The 14,182-nt window shown below is 44.8% G+C and carries 14 protein-coding genes and 3 riboswitches; of the genes, 6 read left to right on the top strand and 8 right to left on the bottom strand.

Translation table 11 applies throughout. The features are described 5' to 3' along the window. Window positions 1-674: 674 nt before the first annotated feature. From kdpC to RKD52_RS03585, 7 genes are all read right to left on the bottom strand, one after another. A complete protein-coding gene (gene kdpC, locus RKD52_RS03615) occupies window positions 675-1,259 on the bottom strand; it encodes a potassium-transporting ATPase subunit KdpC (RefSeq protein WP_454098711.1) in 585 nt (194 codons plus the stop codon). Window positions 1,260-1,279: 20 nt separating this feature from the next. Then, window positions 1,280-3,403, bottom strand: a complete 2,124-nt coding sequence (gene kdpB, locus RKD52_RS03610) for a potassium-transporting ATPase subunit KdpB (protein WP_454098710.1) — start codon at window positions 3,401-3,403, stop codon at window positions 1,280-1,282. 19 nt (window positions 3,404-3,422) lie between these two features. Then, entirely contained in the window at window positions 3,423-5,099 is a 1,677-nt protein-coding gene (gene kdpA / locus RKD52_RS03605) for a potassium-transporting ATPase subunit KdpA (RefSeq protein WP_454098709.1), read from the bottom strand. A gap of 18 nt (window positions 5,100-5,117) precedes the next feature. After that, window positions 5,118-5,195, bottom strand: a complete 78-nt coding sequence (locus RKD52_RS03600) for a potassium-transporting ATPase subunit F (RefSeq protein WP_369734487.1) — start codon at window positions 5,193-5,195, stop codon at window positions 5,118-5,120. Beyond that, window positions 5,195-5,302 (bottom strand): signal peptide protein, encoded by a 108-nt coding sequence (locus tag RKD52_RS03595; protein ID WP_454098708.1) that lies wholly within the window; start codon window positions 5,300-5,302, stop codon window positions 5,195-5,197. Before RKD52_RS03595 ends, RKD52_RS03600 begins: the two co-directional genes overlap by 1 nt. Before the next feature lie 18 nt (window positions 5,303-5,320). Continuing rightward, the gene (locus RKD52_RS03590) at window positions 5,321-5,704 is read right to left on the bottom strand and encodes a hypothetical protein (protein ID WP_369734294.1); all 384 of its coding nucleotides are present in this window, start codon (window positions 5,702-5,704) and stop codon (window positions 5,321-5,323) included. 153 nt (window positions 5,705-5,857) lie between these two features. Then, window positions 5,858-6,009: riboswitch (cyclic di-AMP (ydaO/yuaA leader) on the bottom strand. Between the two features lie 61 nt (window positions 6,010-6,070). Then, window positions 6,071-6,460, bottom strand: a complete 390-nt coding sequence (locus RKD52_RS03585) for a hypothetical protein (protein ID WP_454098707.1) — start codon at window positions 6,458-6,460, stop codon at window positions 6,071-6,073. Window positions 6,461-6,828: 368 nt separating this feature from the next. Further along, window positions 6,829-6,965: riboswitch (cyclic di-AMP (ydaO/yuaA leader) on the bottom strand. A gap of 345 nt (window positions 6,966-7,310) precedes the next feature. Here RKD52_RS03585 and RKD52_RS03580 point away from each other — a divergent pair. The 3 genes from RKD52_RS03580 (at window position 7,311) to RKD52_RS03570 (ending at window position 11,150) form a co-directional block, all read left to right on the top strand. Further along, on the top strand, window positions 7,311-7,679 hold the full coding sequence (locus RKD52_RS03580; protein ID WP_369734296.1) for a DUF2294 domain-containing protein: 369 nt from the start codon (window positions 7,311-7,313) through the stop codon (window positions 7,677-7,679). Between the two features lie 253 nt (window positions 7,680-7,932). Further along, window positions 7,933-8,066, top strand: a riboswitch (cyclic di-AMP (ydaO/yuaA leader). A 107-nt stretch (window positions 8,067-8,173) separates the two neighbouring features. Continuing rightward, window positions 8,174-9,508, top strand: a complete 1,335-nt coding sequence (gene glnA, locus RKD52_RS03575; protein ID WP_454098706.1) for a type I glutamate--ammonia ligase — start codon at window positions 8,174-8,176, stop codon at window positions 9,506-9,508. Between the two features lie 259 nt (window positions 9,509-9,767). Continuing rightward, the gene (locus RKD52_RS03570) at window positions 9,768-11,150 is read left to right on the top strand and encodes an amino acid permease (protein ID WP_454098705.1); all 1,383 of its coding nucleotides are present in this window, start codon (window positions 9,768-9,770) and stop codon (window positions 11,148-11,150) included. Window positions 11,151-11,197: 47 nt separating this feature from the next. On the opposite strand, the gene RKD52_RS03565 is transcribed toward RKD52_RS03570, so the two are convergent. Then, complete coding sequence (locus RKD52_RS03565; RefSeq protein ID WP_454098704.1) at window positions 11,198-12,376, bottom strand: D-alanyl-D-alanine carboxypeptidase family protein; 1,179 nt, start codon at window positions 12,374-12,376, stop codon at window positions 11,198-11,200. A 214-nt stretch (window positions 12,377-12,590) separates the two neighbouring features. Here RKD52_RS03565 and RKD52_RS03560 point away from each other — a divergent pair, with 214 nt between their 5' ends. The 3 genes from RKD52_RS03560 (at window position 12,591) to RKD52_RS03550 (ending at window position 14,170) form a co-directional block, all read left to right on the top strand. Beyond that, on the top strand, window positions 12,591-13,160 hold the full coding sequence (locus tag RKD52_RS03560; RefSeq protein ID WP_454098703.1) for a TetR/AcrR family transcriptional regulator: 570 nt from the start codon (window positions 12,591-12,593) through the stop codon (window positions 13,158-13,160). A gap of 357 nt (window positions 13,161-13,517) precedes the next feature. After that, on the top strand, window positions 13,518-13,856 hold the full coding sequence (locus RKD52_RS03555) for a DMT family transporter (RefSeq protein ID WP_282035336.1): 339 nt from the start codon (window positions 13,518-13,520) through the stop codon (window positions 13,854-13,856). Further along, window positions 13,856-14,170 carry a DMT family transporter gene (locus RKD52_RS03550; RefSeq protein WP_369734302.1) on the top strand — a complete coding sequence of 105 codons (315 nt, stop codon included), beginning with the start codon at window positions 13,856-13,858 and terminating at the stop codon, window positions 14,168-14,170. The genes RKD52_RS03555 and RKD52_RS03550 overlap by 1 nt, the downstream gene beginning before the upstream one ends. Window positions 14,171-14,182 lie beyond the last annotated feature (12 nt).

The following is a 14,182-nucleotide window of genomic DNA, read 5'->3' as shown; positions in this document are numbered from 1 at the left end:
TCCAGCCTCAGCGCAATCGGCAGCTGAGGCGGATCTTTTATTGTGGCTGTTATCGCATAGATTGTTGTTTTACAGTGGCATCCGTTCCCTTTCGCTCCAGTCACAAGATTACCGCGGGGAGCCGGAAGCTTCCCGATATGAACGAAACTGTCAAGTGCTTTCCTAGATGGCTACCCAGAGAGATGAGATACTTTTCAGGCTAAATAAGACGTGAACTCATTCTCCTCTCTTTTTGATGGCAGGACTGTTTTTATGATGAATCTAAATCTCAAATCATACCCGTTCCCTTGCGCTACAGTCACACGATTACCGCGGGGAGGGCCGGGAGCCTCCTCAGCTTCGCCTGCGGGGTCTCCCGTACCCTCTTCATCCCGCAGGAGTCAAGTGCCTTCCGCTTCAGTCCACTGGTGCTTAAACTTATATTTAAGAAACAAGGACGAACGCAGCCTGCTTAAAATAGAAGGTATGAGCACGGCACAAAGGTAAAAATCTTAACTTCGGTCAGCACTCTTATATTTGTGGGTTTTCACATTTTATCTTTCCGTATAAAGGGCTGTTCCGCTAACTCGCTGCGCTTGTGGGATCTTCCGTGCCCACTTCATCCCGCAGGAGGCAGGCGGGTTCAACTGCAGTCCACTATTTTTAAAATACAGGCTAAAGAAACATAGCCATACTTATTGTTTCTTCATGTTTTTCAAGTCCAGATTCAATTTAAGAACATTCACTCTTTCTTCCCCAAACAGTCCAAGTTCTTTTCCCTGCACATGTTTTTCAATCAGCTTTTCAAGTTCAGCTTTTTTAATTCCCGTTGCTTCTGAGACGCGGCTGACCTGAACATAGGCTGCATTTGGACTTATGTGCGGATCAAGTCCTGAACCAGAATTTGTCAGCAGATCATTCGGCACATCGCTTATAGGTGTTTCAGGATTATTTTTTTCCCACTCTTTTATCGATTCCTTCGTACGGTTCAGCATATCTTCATTTGATGGTGCGTAGTTGTTCGATCCTGATCCTGCACCGTTGTATTCTATACTTGAGACTCTTCCGTGGAAATAACCTGCTTCTGTAAAGGACTGTCCGATAAGCTCAGAACCTATTACCTTGTTATTCTCATCGTAAATTAAACTCCCATCTGCCTTGTCCGGAGCAGCGGCCTGGGCAATGACTGTTACAGCAGCCGGATATACCAGTCCGCAGAATACCATTAACACCAGGCTCATTCTAATAATCGGTCCTATGATTGATTGTTTTTCTTCCACTTTATGAACCTCTTTTCTTCTTATATAAATAGGGCAAGACAAAGATCAATGAATTTGATGCCGATAAACGGAACCAGGACTCCTCCCAAACCGTATACAAGCAGATTTTTTCTGAGAAGGGCATTTGAACTCATCGGCTTGTAGCTGACGCCTTTCATTGCGAGAGGAATCAGAATCGGAATGATGATCGCGTTAAAAATCAGGGCTGACAGGATGGCTGAAATTGGCGAGTCAAGCCTCATCACATTCAGCATGCTCATTTCCGGAATGGCGAGCATAAACATGGCCGGTATAATCGCAAAGTACTTGGCAATATCGTTTGCGATACTGAACGTTGTCAGGGCACCGCGGGTCATCAGCAGCTGTTTTCCGATTGAGACTACTTCAATGATTTTCGTAGGATTTGAATCCAGATCCACCATATTCGCAGCTTCCTTCGCAGCTGCCGTCCCGCTGTTCATGGCAAGACCCACATCCGCCTGGGCAAGAGCAGGGGCATCATTGGTGCCGTCTCCCGTCATCGCAACGAGCTTGCCTTGTGCCTGCTCATATTTAATGACTTCAATTTTGTCCTCAGGTTTGCACTCTGCGATAAATTCATCCACACCCGCTTCCTTTGCTATTGTGGCAGCTGTGAGCGGATTATCTCCTGTACACATGACGGTTTTGATTCCCATGCTGCGGAGCTTGTCAAAACGCTCCTTCATTCCAGGCTTAACGGTATCTTTCAAGTAGATTAATCCGAATATCTGATCATTCATCGCTACAGCAAGAGGTGTACCGCCTGCTTTGGAAATATCGTCCGTTTTCTTGTCCAGATCAGCCGGAATGGTGCCTCCGCGTGAGAGAACCCATTTTTTCACGGCATCCACCGCACCTTTTCTTACAACTGATCCGTCAGGCAAATCCATTCCGCTCATTCGGGTCTCCGCTTTAAATTCAATGAACGTTCCTCCATCTGCAAGACCCGTTCTGTATGAAAGCTGTTTATTCTTCAGCAGCTCAAGAACAGATCTTCCTTCAGGTGTTTCATCCTCCAGCGAGCTGACGGCCGTCCATTGCGCCAAATCCTGCATCGGGGCATTGCCCACAGGAATAAACTCGCTTGCCATTCGGTTTCCGAATGTGATAGTACCTGTTTTGTCCAGAATGATTGTGTTAATGTCCCCTGCAGCTTCAACGGCTTTTCCTGACATGGCAATGACATTGAACTGTGTTACACGATCCATCCCGGCAATTCCGATGGCGGAGAGCAATCCCCCGATTGTCGTAGGAATCAGACAGACAAGCAAGGCAATCAGAACCGGTATTTCAAGACGAAACCCGAGGTAGTCCGTGTAAAAAGGAAGAGTCACAACGACAATCATGAAAATAAGAGTGAGGCTTGTTAAAACCGTATTCAACGCTATTTCATTCGGTGTTTTCTGGCGCTCGGCTCCCTCAACAAGAGCAATCATTTTATCAAGAAAAGATTCACCAGGATCACTCGTGATTCTCACCTTGATCTGATCGCTGACCACCTTTGTTCCGCCTGTTACAGAGTTAAAATCCCCTCCCGCTTCCTTAATGACCGGAGCGGATTCACCCGTAATCGCGGATTCATCAACAGACGCAAGACCGGAAATGATTTCACCGTCACCAGGAATAAATTCGCCCTGGGACACAATGACCACATCCCCCTTGCGAAGCGACGCGGAGTCAACCTTTTCAATATTCCCGCCTGGTTTTACTCTGTTTGCCGTCATTTCTTTCTTGGAATTTTTCAGCGAGTTTGCCTGAGCCATCCCCCGCCCCTCTGCCAATGCTTCTGCAAAGTTGGCAAATAAAACGGTGAATAAAAGAATCAGGGAGACGGTTAAATTAAACGCCGTGCTGACTTCCGCAGGTCCGAATGCATTTGGTGCAAAAGTAAGCAGCAGAGTTAAGAAAAAACCGATTTCTACTATAAACATGATTGGATTTTTGACCATGATCCGGGGATCAAGTTTCAGAAAGGAAGCCTTTACCGCATTGAAGATCAGCCCTTGACCTGCTTTCGTCCGGTTTGCCGGCTTGTGCCCTTCAGGTTCTGTCTGTCCGGCAGCTTCTTTTTGATCATATCTTTCATCAGCAGCCTTCGCTGCTGTTGCTAGTGTCTTACTCATTTTGGATCCTCCAATTGAATTATAAAGTTAACAGCTCTGCCACTGGCCCAAGAACCAATACTGGGAAGAAGGTTAATGCTCCGACAATGAATACCGCTCCGACAAAAATGGTTCCAAACAGACTTGTGTCGGTACGGAATGTTCCTATCGTTTCCGGAACAAGCTTTTTAGCCGCTAAAGATGCTCCTACGGCAAGGATGGCAATGATTCCAAAGTATCTTCCGATAAACATGACAATACCTGTTGAGATGTTCCAAAACGGAGTGGCATCCCCCAAACCTTCAAAGCCTGAACCGTTATTGGCTGCAGAAGACGTGTATTCATACAGCACTTGGGAAAGCCCGTGAAACCCTGGATTTGAAATGCCGTCAGATCCAAGCGGCGTATAAAGCGCCAGGGCTGTTGATCCAAGTATCAAAAACGGATGAATCAACAGAGTGACCGCAATCAGCTTCATTTCTTTTCCTTCAATTTTTTTGCCAAGGAATTCCGGCGTGCGCCCAACCATAAGGCCTGATAAGAAAACTGCAATAATAGCGTACATCATAATGTTCATGAATCCGGCACCTGCACCGCCGAACACGGTATTCAGAAGCATATTCGACAAGGCCAGCATTCCGGTAATGGGAGAAAGTGTATCATGCATGGTATTGACAGCCCCTGTTTCAGAAGCCGTCGTGACAACCGCATAGAGAGTGGATTGAACGGTACCAAACCGCACCTCTTTCCCTTCCATGCTTCCTGAAGCCTGCTCAAGACCTGCTTCAGCCAGTCTCGGATTCCCCTGAAATTCAGATAGAAGAGCTGTTCCAAGAAACACTGCAAAAATCATTGCCATAGCCGCAAATAAAATTCGTCCCTGTTTTTTATTGCCTACCATTTTTCCGTACGTATATGGAAGGGCTGTCGGGATGAGAAGCATTAAAAGCATTTGCAGCACATTGCTCACTGCGTTGGGATTTTCAAACGGATGGGCTGAGTTGACTCCAAAAAATCCTCCGCCGTTATTTCCTGCTTCTTTAATGGATAAGAGAGAAGCAACAGGTCCCCTTGCGATTGTCTGCTCTGCTCCTTCCACTGTGCTGGCCGTGACACTGGCATCAAGCGTTTGAGGAACGCCAAGAAAGACAAATATCAGGCCGGCTGCAAAGGCAAGCGGCAGAAAAACCCTTGTGATCGCACGAATTAAATCAACAAAGAAATTTCCAAGCGGATTACCCGATAATCCTCTAATAAGTGCAATCGCAGCTGCAAAAGCGGTTGCAGGTGCCGTAAACATCATAAACGTGATGGCAATCATCTGTGAGAAATAGGACAGGCCGCTCTCCCCGCTGTAGTGCTGAAGGTTCGTATTTGTCATAAAGCTGATGGCCGTATTAAAAGCAAGCGTTGGATCCATTCCGGCAATACCGCTTGGATTCAAAGGAAGCGAACCCTGAAAACGAAACACCAGATAAACGATGAAAATCATAAAGATGTTTGAAAGCAACAGAGCTATAGCATACTGCCTGAAACCTTGATTCTTCTGTTTAATGCCGCTCAGTTTATAAATTGCTTTCTCAAAAGGTCCAAAAATGGAATCAAGCCTTGTTGTTTCATAAGAAAATGCCTGTGCAATATATAGTCCAGCCGGCTTGGAAAGCAGCACAGCTAGCCCCAATGTCAGGATAATTGAAAGAATGGATAGTACACTCAAAGTCTTTTCCTCCGCAAGTTAAAATTTTTCCGGGTTAACAAGTGCATAAAGCAAATAAAGCGTTATGGCGGCAATTCCGCCAAGCAAAACAATCATCACTTTTCTTCCCTTCCTTCGTTCACAATCTTTTCAGACCAGCTGATCAGTCCGGCCATCAGCAGCGCAAGAGCTGCAAAAGACACCGCCATGATGATGTCAAGCATAGTAAAATCCCCCCGTTCTTACTGAATCAAAAATTTCACGCTATCTGCTTTTGAATACATGACATGCTGGGCACCGAGCAGTTCATAGAGCCTGGCCGGGTAATTCGCCTTTTTAGTAATAACGGTAATCGGCGCTCTGACGCTTGCTTTGAGTATTTCCATCAGCCTGCAGGTCTCGGCTATTTTGTCCTCGAGAAGAAGCACTCTTGAGACAGGCTCGTTTATTAGCAGATACTGGGCATTTTGCCTGATAAAATAAATGGTTTTAAACCCTTTGGATCTTAAATGACTTTCTACACTGTAATCTCCCGTAATAAAGGACAGCGACGAGTTCTCAGGGAGAATCTCATCCAGGCACCCAAGCCTCGTATAGCTCGGTATGCAAATCAGCATTGCTTCCATAACCTTCCCCGCCTTTTCGCTCCGTCTTTGCTCCGGCAGCCAAACAGCCGGACAGCACCTGAATTCACTCTTTATTCCAGTAAAAAACCGCGGAAGAGGGTTCTTCCGCGGCTTTTAGGCATCACTTAAAAAGCATGCCGCACCTGCAGTTTCGATTTCCCTCATCGCGCTTTCGGGGTTAGCTGTCGGATTCGGGCTATGAGAGCTGCCCTGCCACCATATTCAGATGGATTCACCCCAAGCGGCAATTTGCCGCAAAAGATTGGATCCCCCGATTTCATTGTGAAATTAAGCGATTAAGTATTCAGTTCTGGTTTGATATCTCTTTTAGAGATCCACCTCCTTAATTGATTTTTGCTGTCTGCTTTAGACTTGATTCAATTCTCCGAGCCAATAGGAGCATGATGCCGGCTTGCTTAAAATGACATATCTGGCGCCTAATTTTTTGTAAAGATCATAATGCCTGCTGTCATCTGTCATCACAACAATCCTCATTGTTCCCAGATCAGAGAAAAAAGCCGTCAGTTCAAATCCTTCGTTGATTGAATCCGAGATAATATAGACAGATTGATAGCCGTCAAATCTCTTTTCAAGTTCAAGCAGATTATCCAGCCTTGTATTGCCTTCCTTTGAGTTTGTCAGCTCAAACGCATACTGTTCATAAGACATCACATCTGCGTATTTGCGGTGAACGTTAATCTCCTCTATTACAGAAACGAATAAATCCCCCTTGCCTATAACCAGTGTCTGATTCATCGTTATCCCCCGAATCGTTCCATGATTGACAGTGCATTTTGTTCTCTTGCTGAATTAACCCTTTCAGGATCAATCAGCCATAGAACAAAAAAAGAGACCAATGCTTACTCTTCCCCCAACCCAGTACACATGTAATCAAATCAGCAGGCAGCTGCCCGGCATGATTGATTCTCATATGGCTGTTTTGGAGAAAAAGTACTCATTGGTCTACTTAACGCCCAGCAAGCCGCAGCCCTCTTTGCGTTCCGTCTTCCGTTTTTCCTTTTTCAAACGAATTGCTGAATCAAAAAGACCTTCTACAGTCCCCAGGCCTCTTCTCTGCCTAAAAAAAGGCAGTAAAAAAAAGACTCCTGTTAAGGCGGTCTTTGGACCTCCTTCGCTTTAGCCGACGAAGTTAGCTGACGGGTAGGATGGCGAAAGATCTCATCCTTTCTGCAAAAGCAGAATTAACCCCAAAAAATTGGTTCCTCCGTTCCCGTGTCACGGGACTAGGCCGATATGCAATTCGTGATTACGAGATTATCTTACTCCCGCGATAAAACTGTGTAAACAAGGAAATACACTAAAAAACAGGGACTTTAGTGACCTTTAGTCTATTATTCTCTCTCTTACTCTCATTTCCTCACGTTTTTAAAAAATCTCACTTCTCTCTCCCGCTTGTATCAGCCTGTCAACTGTACACTCTGTTTCCTGTCATTTACAGAATGCTATTGACAGGGTCATGGCGGGTAAGTAAGATAAACTCGTCTAATGATGCAAAGCTCAAGGGGGATCTTGCCATCTTCTAAAATCCTCTTGAACGGCATCCGTTTATCCTAATCAAAAGCATTTGTGCCGGGGGTATAATCAAATGGCTGTGTCGCCTAAAAAGAAATTGGAAATGGAATTAAGTGAAGCCTTTATCAAGCTTCAAAGGGATTTAATCGGACGCGGACCGCAGGAAACAAGAACCTACATTGTCCATGATATGGTCATTGCCCGGTTTAAGGGCGTTCTCACAGTTGAGGAAAAACATCTGGTTGAAAACGAAAATGGCAGAAAACTCGTTAAACAAATGAGACAGGTTCTGCGTGAAATGTACAGTAAAAAATTTGAAGAAATTGTAGAAAACTGCACGGGCTGCAGGGTTCTTTCAAGCCACAGCGATATCAGCACAAAGATGGGCGAACGAATTGAAGTGTTTGTGGTTGATAAGGATCTGGAGCGGCTCCTTGAATGAAAGAACTAAATAACCGGAACAAAAAGGGAGTATGCAAATTGAGCATACTCTTTTTTCTTTGCCTCATCTTTTCTAAAAAATCACTGTCTATACCAGACTGCAAAAACGACATCTGCTCAAATAAAATTGAGAAAGAGAGAAAACGAGAGTAAACAGAAGAAAAACAGAGATTGATTGAATATTCATCTGTAAAAACCCGGTATTTCATCCCTTTACAAGTAAAATTATCCAGGAGTATGATAGGCTCAATTTATTTCCTAATCCGCAGAATCCGTTAAGGAACGGGGGACCCAATTTTCCGGGGTGAAGCCGCTGAATCAAGCGGCCGGGCGACTCTTACCGTCCGAATCCGTCAGCTAACTCCGTATGCGTTGTTTGAGAGAGGAAGGTGTGACCGTTCAGCGCAGCCTGCTGAAACAAAAAATACAATCCTTCGATTTTTCAAATTCATTCGTAAACGAAATTAAAACTAAAAAATCGGGGTGTTCTTTGTGTTGACTATTTTAGATCCGTTAAGCGAAATAAAAGCAGAAATAGCTGAAAAGCATGTCGAACTGCTGCATCTTCAGTTTGTTGATCTGGAAGGAAATTTAAAGCACGTCACCATTACGGCCGATCAGATTGATGAGGCTGCAGAGGGAAAAATGATGTTTGACGGTTCGTCCATAAGGGGTTTTTGTCCTATTAACCAGTCTGATTTATACCTCAAGCCGGATTTGAGCACGTTCGCTATTATTCCGTGGTCAGTCGAGGAAAAATATGCAGAAGCAAGATTTCTTTGCAGCATATTAAATCCGGATATGACGCCTTATGAAGGAGATCCAAGATATGTCCTGCAGCTCGCCGCAAAAAGAGCCAAGTCGCTTGGATACAGCATCAGCATCGGGCCGGAACTGGAGTTTTTCCTGTTTAAAACCGACGAAAATGGAAATCCCACGACAAATCCCCACGATACTGGGGGATATTTTGAGCCCGCACATGATCTGGGAGAAAGAGTCCGTCTTGAAATCTACCGCACCCTGAAAGCAATGGGCTTCAAAATTGAAGCATCCCACCATGAAGTGGCCAACGGGCAGCATGAAATCAATTTTCGTTTCAATGATGCCCTGACGTCAGCAGATAATGCCACAACATACAAGTGGGTCGTAAAAAATGTCGCAAAACAATTTAACCTGCATGCGTCATTTATGCCTAAACCTCTGCAAGGGGTAAACGGCTCCGGTATGCATGTTAACATCTCCCTCCTTCAAGACGGGGAAAATATCTTCTTTGATGGAAATGATGATATGCAGCTTTCAAACGAAGCCTATTATTTTATTAATGGGGTGCTCACCTATATTGAAGAGCTGACTGCCATTACCAATCCGCTTGTTAATTCTTACAAACGTCTCGTACCGGGGTTTGAGGCCCCGTGCTATATAGCCTGGTCAACTTCAAACCGGTCAACCCTTATCCGTATACCTGCAAAAAGGGGCTCCGCAACACGGATAGAAGTGAGGCATCCGGACCCAAGCGCCAATCCCTATCTTGCATACGCCGCAATTGCTGAAGCAGGAATGGCCGGTATCGCGCTGTCGGAATTTCCGAAGCCCGCCGTTCATGATGACATCTTCAGCATGACGGAATCCGCCCGGATGGAAAGAGGAATCAAGCATCTCCCGGACAACCTTGAAACGGCGCTTGATTTAATGGAAAAGGGTCCGCTTGCCAAAATGGTTCTCGGCTCTCATGTATACCGGCAATTTCTTCTTCATAAAAGAGCGGAATGGCACGAATACAGGAATACTGTCCACTTATGGGAAATTGAAAATTATCAGATGAAGTTTTGACTTGAACCAAAAGCCCGATTTGCGTGTGAATCGGGCTTTTTTGGTGCAGAAAGAAGTGCCGGTAAATAAATTCCGTAAATTTGGATAAAGTAAAAGCTGATCATACTGCATAATCAGCTTATTACCTTGAAAAACTTTTTTCAGGAAAAGAAAAAGACTGCTTATAATAAAAGAATATTCTAAAATAATTGACAATTATTATTTTCGACATTATACTACATTTTATTCACTCTCAAGACTAACTCACTGGAGGATATACATGAGCTCACTTTTTAGAAAAAAGTCAATTACTGCCTTGCTCGCGCAAAGTCAGCAAAAATCCCTGGCACGGACTATGGGCGCATTCGACCTGACTTTACTCGGGATAGGCGCGATTGTAGGAACAGGAATTTTTGTACTGACCGGTGTCGTAGCAGCTGAGACAGCAGGTCCTGCCCTTATTCTTTCCTTTATCATTTCCGGTATTGCCTGTGCACTAGCAGCTTTCTGCTACGCGGAATTCGCTTCAACCGTTCCAATATCAGGCAGTGTCTATACTTACACATATGCAACCTTGGGAGAGTTTTTCGCTTTCTTGATCGGCTGGGATTTGATGCTTGAATACTTGCTTGCAACGTCTGCCGTTGCGACCGGCTGGTCTGCCTATTTTCAATCTCTCTTAGCAGGCTTTGGACTGGAGCTTCCTGCAGCCATGACATCAGCTCCCGGAGCTGGTAAAGGCGGAATGATTGATTTGCCGGCGGTCATTATTATCCTGCTGATCACTGCTCTTTTATCAAAAGGAATTAAAGAAAGCACGCGGGTTAATAACATTATGGTTTTTGTTAAACTGGCTGTGATTCTATTATTCATTGTGGCAGGCGTCTGGTATGTAAAGCCTGAAAACTGGACCCCGTTTGTGCCATTTGGATTTGAAGGCATCGTAACCGGCGCGGCTACTGTCTTTTTTGCTTACATTGGATTTGACGCTGTAGCGACTGCTGCAGAGGAAGTGAAAAAACCGCAAAGAGATGTTCCAATTGGCATTATTGCTTCCCTTGCAGTTTGTACGGCACTATATATGGTTGTATCTCTCATTCTTACAGGCATGGTTCCTTATACAAAACTCAATGTAGCAGATCCGGTTTCTTTTGCCCTTCAGTTTGTGGGGCAGAATTCACTTGCAGGCCTTATATCAGTGGGGGCTATCGCAGGAATTACAACCGTTCTTTTAGTGATGATGTATGCACAGGTACGAATCTCTTATGCCATGAGCCGGGACGGACTCCTTCCAAAAAGACTGTCCAAGGTGCACCCATCTTTTAAAACACCCTTTCAAAATACATGGATTACAGGGTTTATTGCAGCAGCAATTGCAGGCTTTGTCGATTTGACAACCCTTGCCCATCTTGTCAATATGGGTACACTCGCTGCCTTCACACTCATTTCGATAGCCGTAATTGTTTTGAGGAAGACTCATCCGAATCTGGAACGTGCTTTTAAAGTGCCATTCGTTCCTGTATTCCCGGCAGTCAGCGCCTTGTTCTGCATCTATCTCATGACGAGCCTTCCGGCTATCACATGGACTTCTTTTATCATCTGGATAGCCATTGGAGCTGTGATTTACTTCGTATACGCAAGAAAAAACAGCAAACTTGCATAAATCGCAAAAAAACCTTTCTCCGTTGCAGGAGAAAGGTTTTTTACTCTTTATGAACGTCTGACCTGCCTGAAAAAGTACCCGACAAGCAGCAGCACTATAGCAAATGAAATCATGACAATGAACTTCAGATGACCATGCAGAACGCTTTTGGTGAATGATGGTTCTACATCTGCAACTGTACTTTTCATCAGCTCATTTTTTTCAGGGTTCACAGGATCAAGAGGATGCTTGGCGAGTTCCCGGCCATCTTCACCGTCAATCGTCAAGTTTCCCTCCGTATCCACATCAGCAGAAATGGTTTCATTTGTTTTTCTGGCATAATACAAAGGCTCCTCCAATGTGAACTCCTGTCCTTCTTGATCCTTATAATATGTTCCAGAAGCGACAAACTCCGATGTAAAATTGGCAAAGCCGTAATCAAGCAGCTTGACCGTATCTTTGTAAGACATACGGTCTGTCTTTGCATTCAGCGTTACAGCGATCAGCCGGATATTTTCTCTCTCAGCAAGAGTTGACAGCGTAAAACCGGACTGGCTGACATATCCGTTCTTCCCTCCCACCATTCCTTCATACGGTGTCGCCTGCAGAAGTTTGTGATGATTGTGGAGAGTTGTATCCCAGGTTTCCCCGTCCCATTTCAGCTCTGCTGTTGAAAAGATCTCGCGGAAGATTTCGTTTTGTGATGCATACTGAGTCAGAGTAGCCAAATCTTCCGCTGTGGTGACATGACTTGGATCAAAAAGACCGTGCGGATTCGTAAAATGGGTATCCTCAAGCCCTACCTTCGTTTTCAAAAACTCATTCATTTCCTTTGAAAATGTTTCTACATTTCCGCTTATATGTTCAGCAATGGCAATACCGGCATCGTTCCCGGAATTGATCATGAGCCCCTGAATCAGTTTTTTCAGAGTCACCTGTTCACCTGCTTCAAGATATACTCTTGTCCCGTCGGCATTTCTGGCATTTTCGCTGACGGTTACGATATCATCCAAATTCCCATTTTCAATCGCATAGATGGCTGTGGCCATTTTTGTCACACTTGCAGGGTACATCTCAGCATCGCTTTTTTTCGAATAGAGAATCTGGCCGGAGTCAGCATCGATCAAGACGGCGGATTCGCTTTCAATCGCCGGTTCATTTGCTGTTAGTTCCTCTGCTGATGGTTTTGAAGAAAAAATCATTCCTAAAAAGAAGCTTGCTGCAAGAATCAAAGGGGTTTTTTTCATCTATATAAATCTCCTGATTGTAGTAGTCTATATTCATTCCGTATACAAGCATAACAGGTAATAAAACGGCATGACAATGTAAAGTTATAGAAATCGATGCATAAACGTTCATTTTACCTGAATTTATAGAAAAATCTGTATTTTTATTGATTTGACTTCCAATTCTGCCTGTCATATACTTCACCTAACGAACGTCAGGAAGGCGGTTTTCAATGTGACCTCAGAACAGCTTAAACAGGCGGCCATCCGCCTATTTGCCGATCATGGCTATGAAGGTACTTCACTGGCTGACATTGCTGCTGAAGTTGGAATAAAGAAACAGTCGATTTACACCCATTTTAAAAATAAGGATGAACTCTTCCTTAAGGCGATGACTGATGTTCTTGAGAAGGAGATTGAGTATGTAAAAGCTTCATTTTCTTCTCCAGAACAGCCCCAGCTTAACGACATTTTGTTCCGTTATCTGACGGATTACGTGCACCGCTTTGAAAAAGAGGCGGAAACAAAATTCATGCTGAGAATCAGCTTTTTGCCCCCCTCACATTTATATCGGGAGGTCATGGAAAAAGTTTATGTGTACCTCGATACGTTCGAAGAACTGCTCATCGGTGTTTTCGAAAAACAGCTTGATCTTGCAGTAAAACCGGCTGAAGCGGCTACGGCGTATATGGGTGTCGCAGATGCTGTCTTCGCCGAAATGCTGTACGGCGGACCTTCGCGCGTGCAAAAACGGCTGAACAGCTGTTTTAAAGTCTATTGGAATGGCATTACCAGAAAAGCGTAATCGCCCGTTTAGCTCCGGGAGTCAGATAAGGAAACGGCGGTAAAGGCGCTTTTTGCCTTTGCCGATGGTTCCGTTCTGACAGAGGAGTTGGGCGGTGGAGCTAGACACCACGAAAAGCGGAGCCGACCGGTTAGCCCTGACAGGCAGAAAAGAAATCACCGGAAAAGTCCGGTTTTGACTTTTGCGGGGATTTTGTTCTGACGGAAGGGCTGGGAGGCGGAGCTGGACACCACGAAAAACGGACCCGACCGGTTAGCCCTGACAGGCATCCAAAATATCATTCGAAAAAGAAGGCGCTTTTCTGCCTATCATCAATTCTTATTGCCGGTATGGAAAGATAAGGAAGGGGCAATTATCATGAACAAAGATTGGACAAAAGTATTTATGGCCGGTTTTATTGAAGTCATTTGGGTTGCCGGCCTGAAGTATTCAGACAGCTGGCTTGAATGGCTTGGAACCATCATCACAATCTGCATCAGCTTTTACCTGCTGATCAGTGCATCGAAAAGACTGCCTGTCAGTACGGTTTACGCCGTTTTTACAGGACTTGGGGCAGCCGGAACCGTGATAGCAGAAATTTTGTTTTTTAACGAGCCTTTCCAGCTGGTTAAAATTCTTTTAATCGCCGTTTTAGTATGCGGGGTTATCGGGTTAAAAACACTGTCTGATGACAAAAAAGAGGAGGCTTCCATATAATGGACTGGGTGTTTCTAATTGGTGCCGGTCTGTTCGAAGTAGCCGGTGTTATCGGGATTAATAAAATGAAGGAATCTAAAGGAATTGTTCCGCTGTTGATTATGATTGCAGGTTTTTCGCTCAGCTTTCTGCTGCTGAATCAGTCCCTGCAGACGATCTCACTTGGGACTGCCTATTCCGTCTGGACAGGAATTGGATCTGCCGGGAGTGCGCTGATCGGCATCTTGTTCTATGGGGATTCAAAAAGCTGGAAACGGATTTTATTCATCAGCATGATCATTTCGGCAACGGTCGGCCTCAAACTGGTTTCGTAAGGAGTTGTCACT

Source organism: Metabacillus sp. SLBN-84 (assembly GCF_053629595.1).
The sequence above is the reverse complement of the archived record's forward strand: the minus strand, read 5'-3'. Positions and strand labels throughout refer to the sequence as shown.

Coding starts and splice junctions, on each gene's coding strand:
- RKD52_RS03595 (WP_454098708.1), bottom strand. CDS start 5,302: ATGCTTGACATCATCATGGCGGTGTCTTTTGCAGCTCTTGCGCTGCTG.
- RKD52_RS03570 (WP_454098705.1), top strand. CDS start 9,768: ATGAGCTCACTTTTTAGAAAAAAGTCAATTACTGCCTTGCTCGCGCAA.
- RKD52_RS03550 (WP_369734302.1), top strand. CDS start 13,856: ATGGACTGGGTGTTTCTAATTGGTGCCGGTCTGTTCGAAGTAGCCGGT.
- RKD52_RS03565 (WP_454098704.1), bottom strand. CDS start 12,376: ATGAAAAAAACCCCTTTGATTCTTGCAGCAAGCTTCTTTTTAGGAATG.
- RKD52_RS03590 (WP_369734294.1), bottom strand. CDS start 5,704: ATGGAAGCAATGCTGATTTGCATACCGAGCTATACGAGGCTTGGGTGC.
- RKD52_RS03580 (WP_369734296.1), top strand. CDS start 7,311: ATGGCTGTGTCGCCTAAAAAGAAATTGGAAATGGAATTAAGTGAAGCC.
- RKD52_RS03585 (WP_454098707.1), bottom strand. CDS start 6,460: ATGAATCAGACACTGGTTATAGGCAAGGGGGATTTATTCGTTTCTGTA.
- RKD52_RS03555 (WP_282035336.1), top strand. CDS start 13,518: ATGAACAAAGATTGGACAAAAGTATTTATGGCCGGTTTTATTGAAGTC.
- kdpB (WP_454098710.1), bottom strand. CDS start 3,403: ATGAGTAAGACACTAGCAACAGCAGCGAAGGCTGCTGATGAAAGATAT.
- RKD52_RS03600 (WP_369734487.1), bottom strand. CDS start 5,195: ATGATTGTTTTGCTTGGCGGAATTGCCGCCATAACGCTTTATTTGCTT.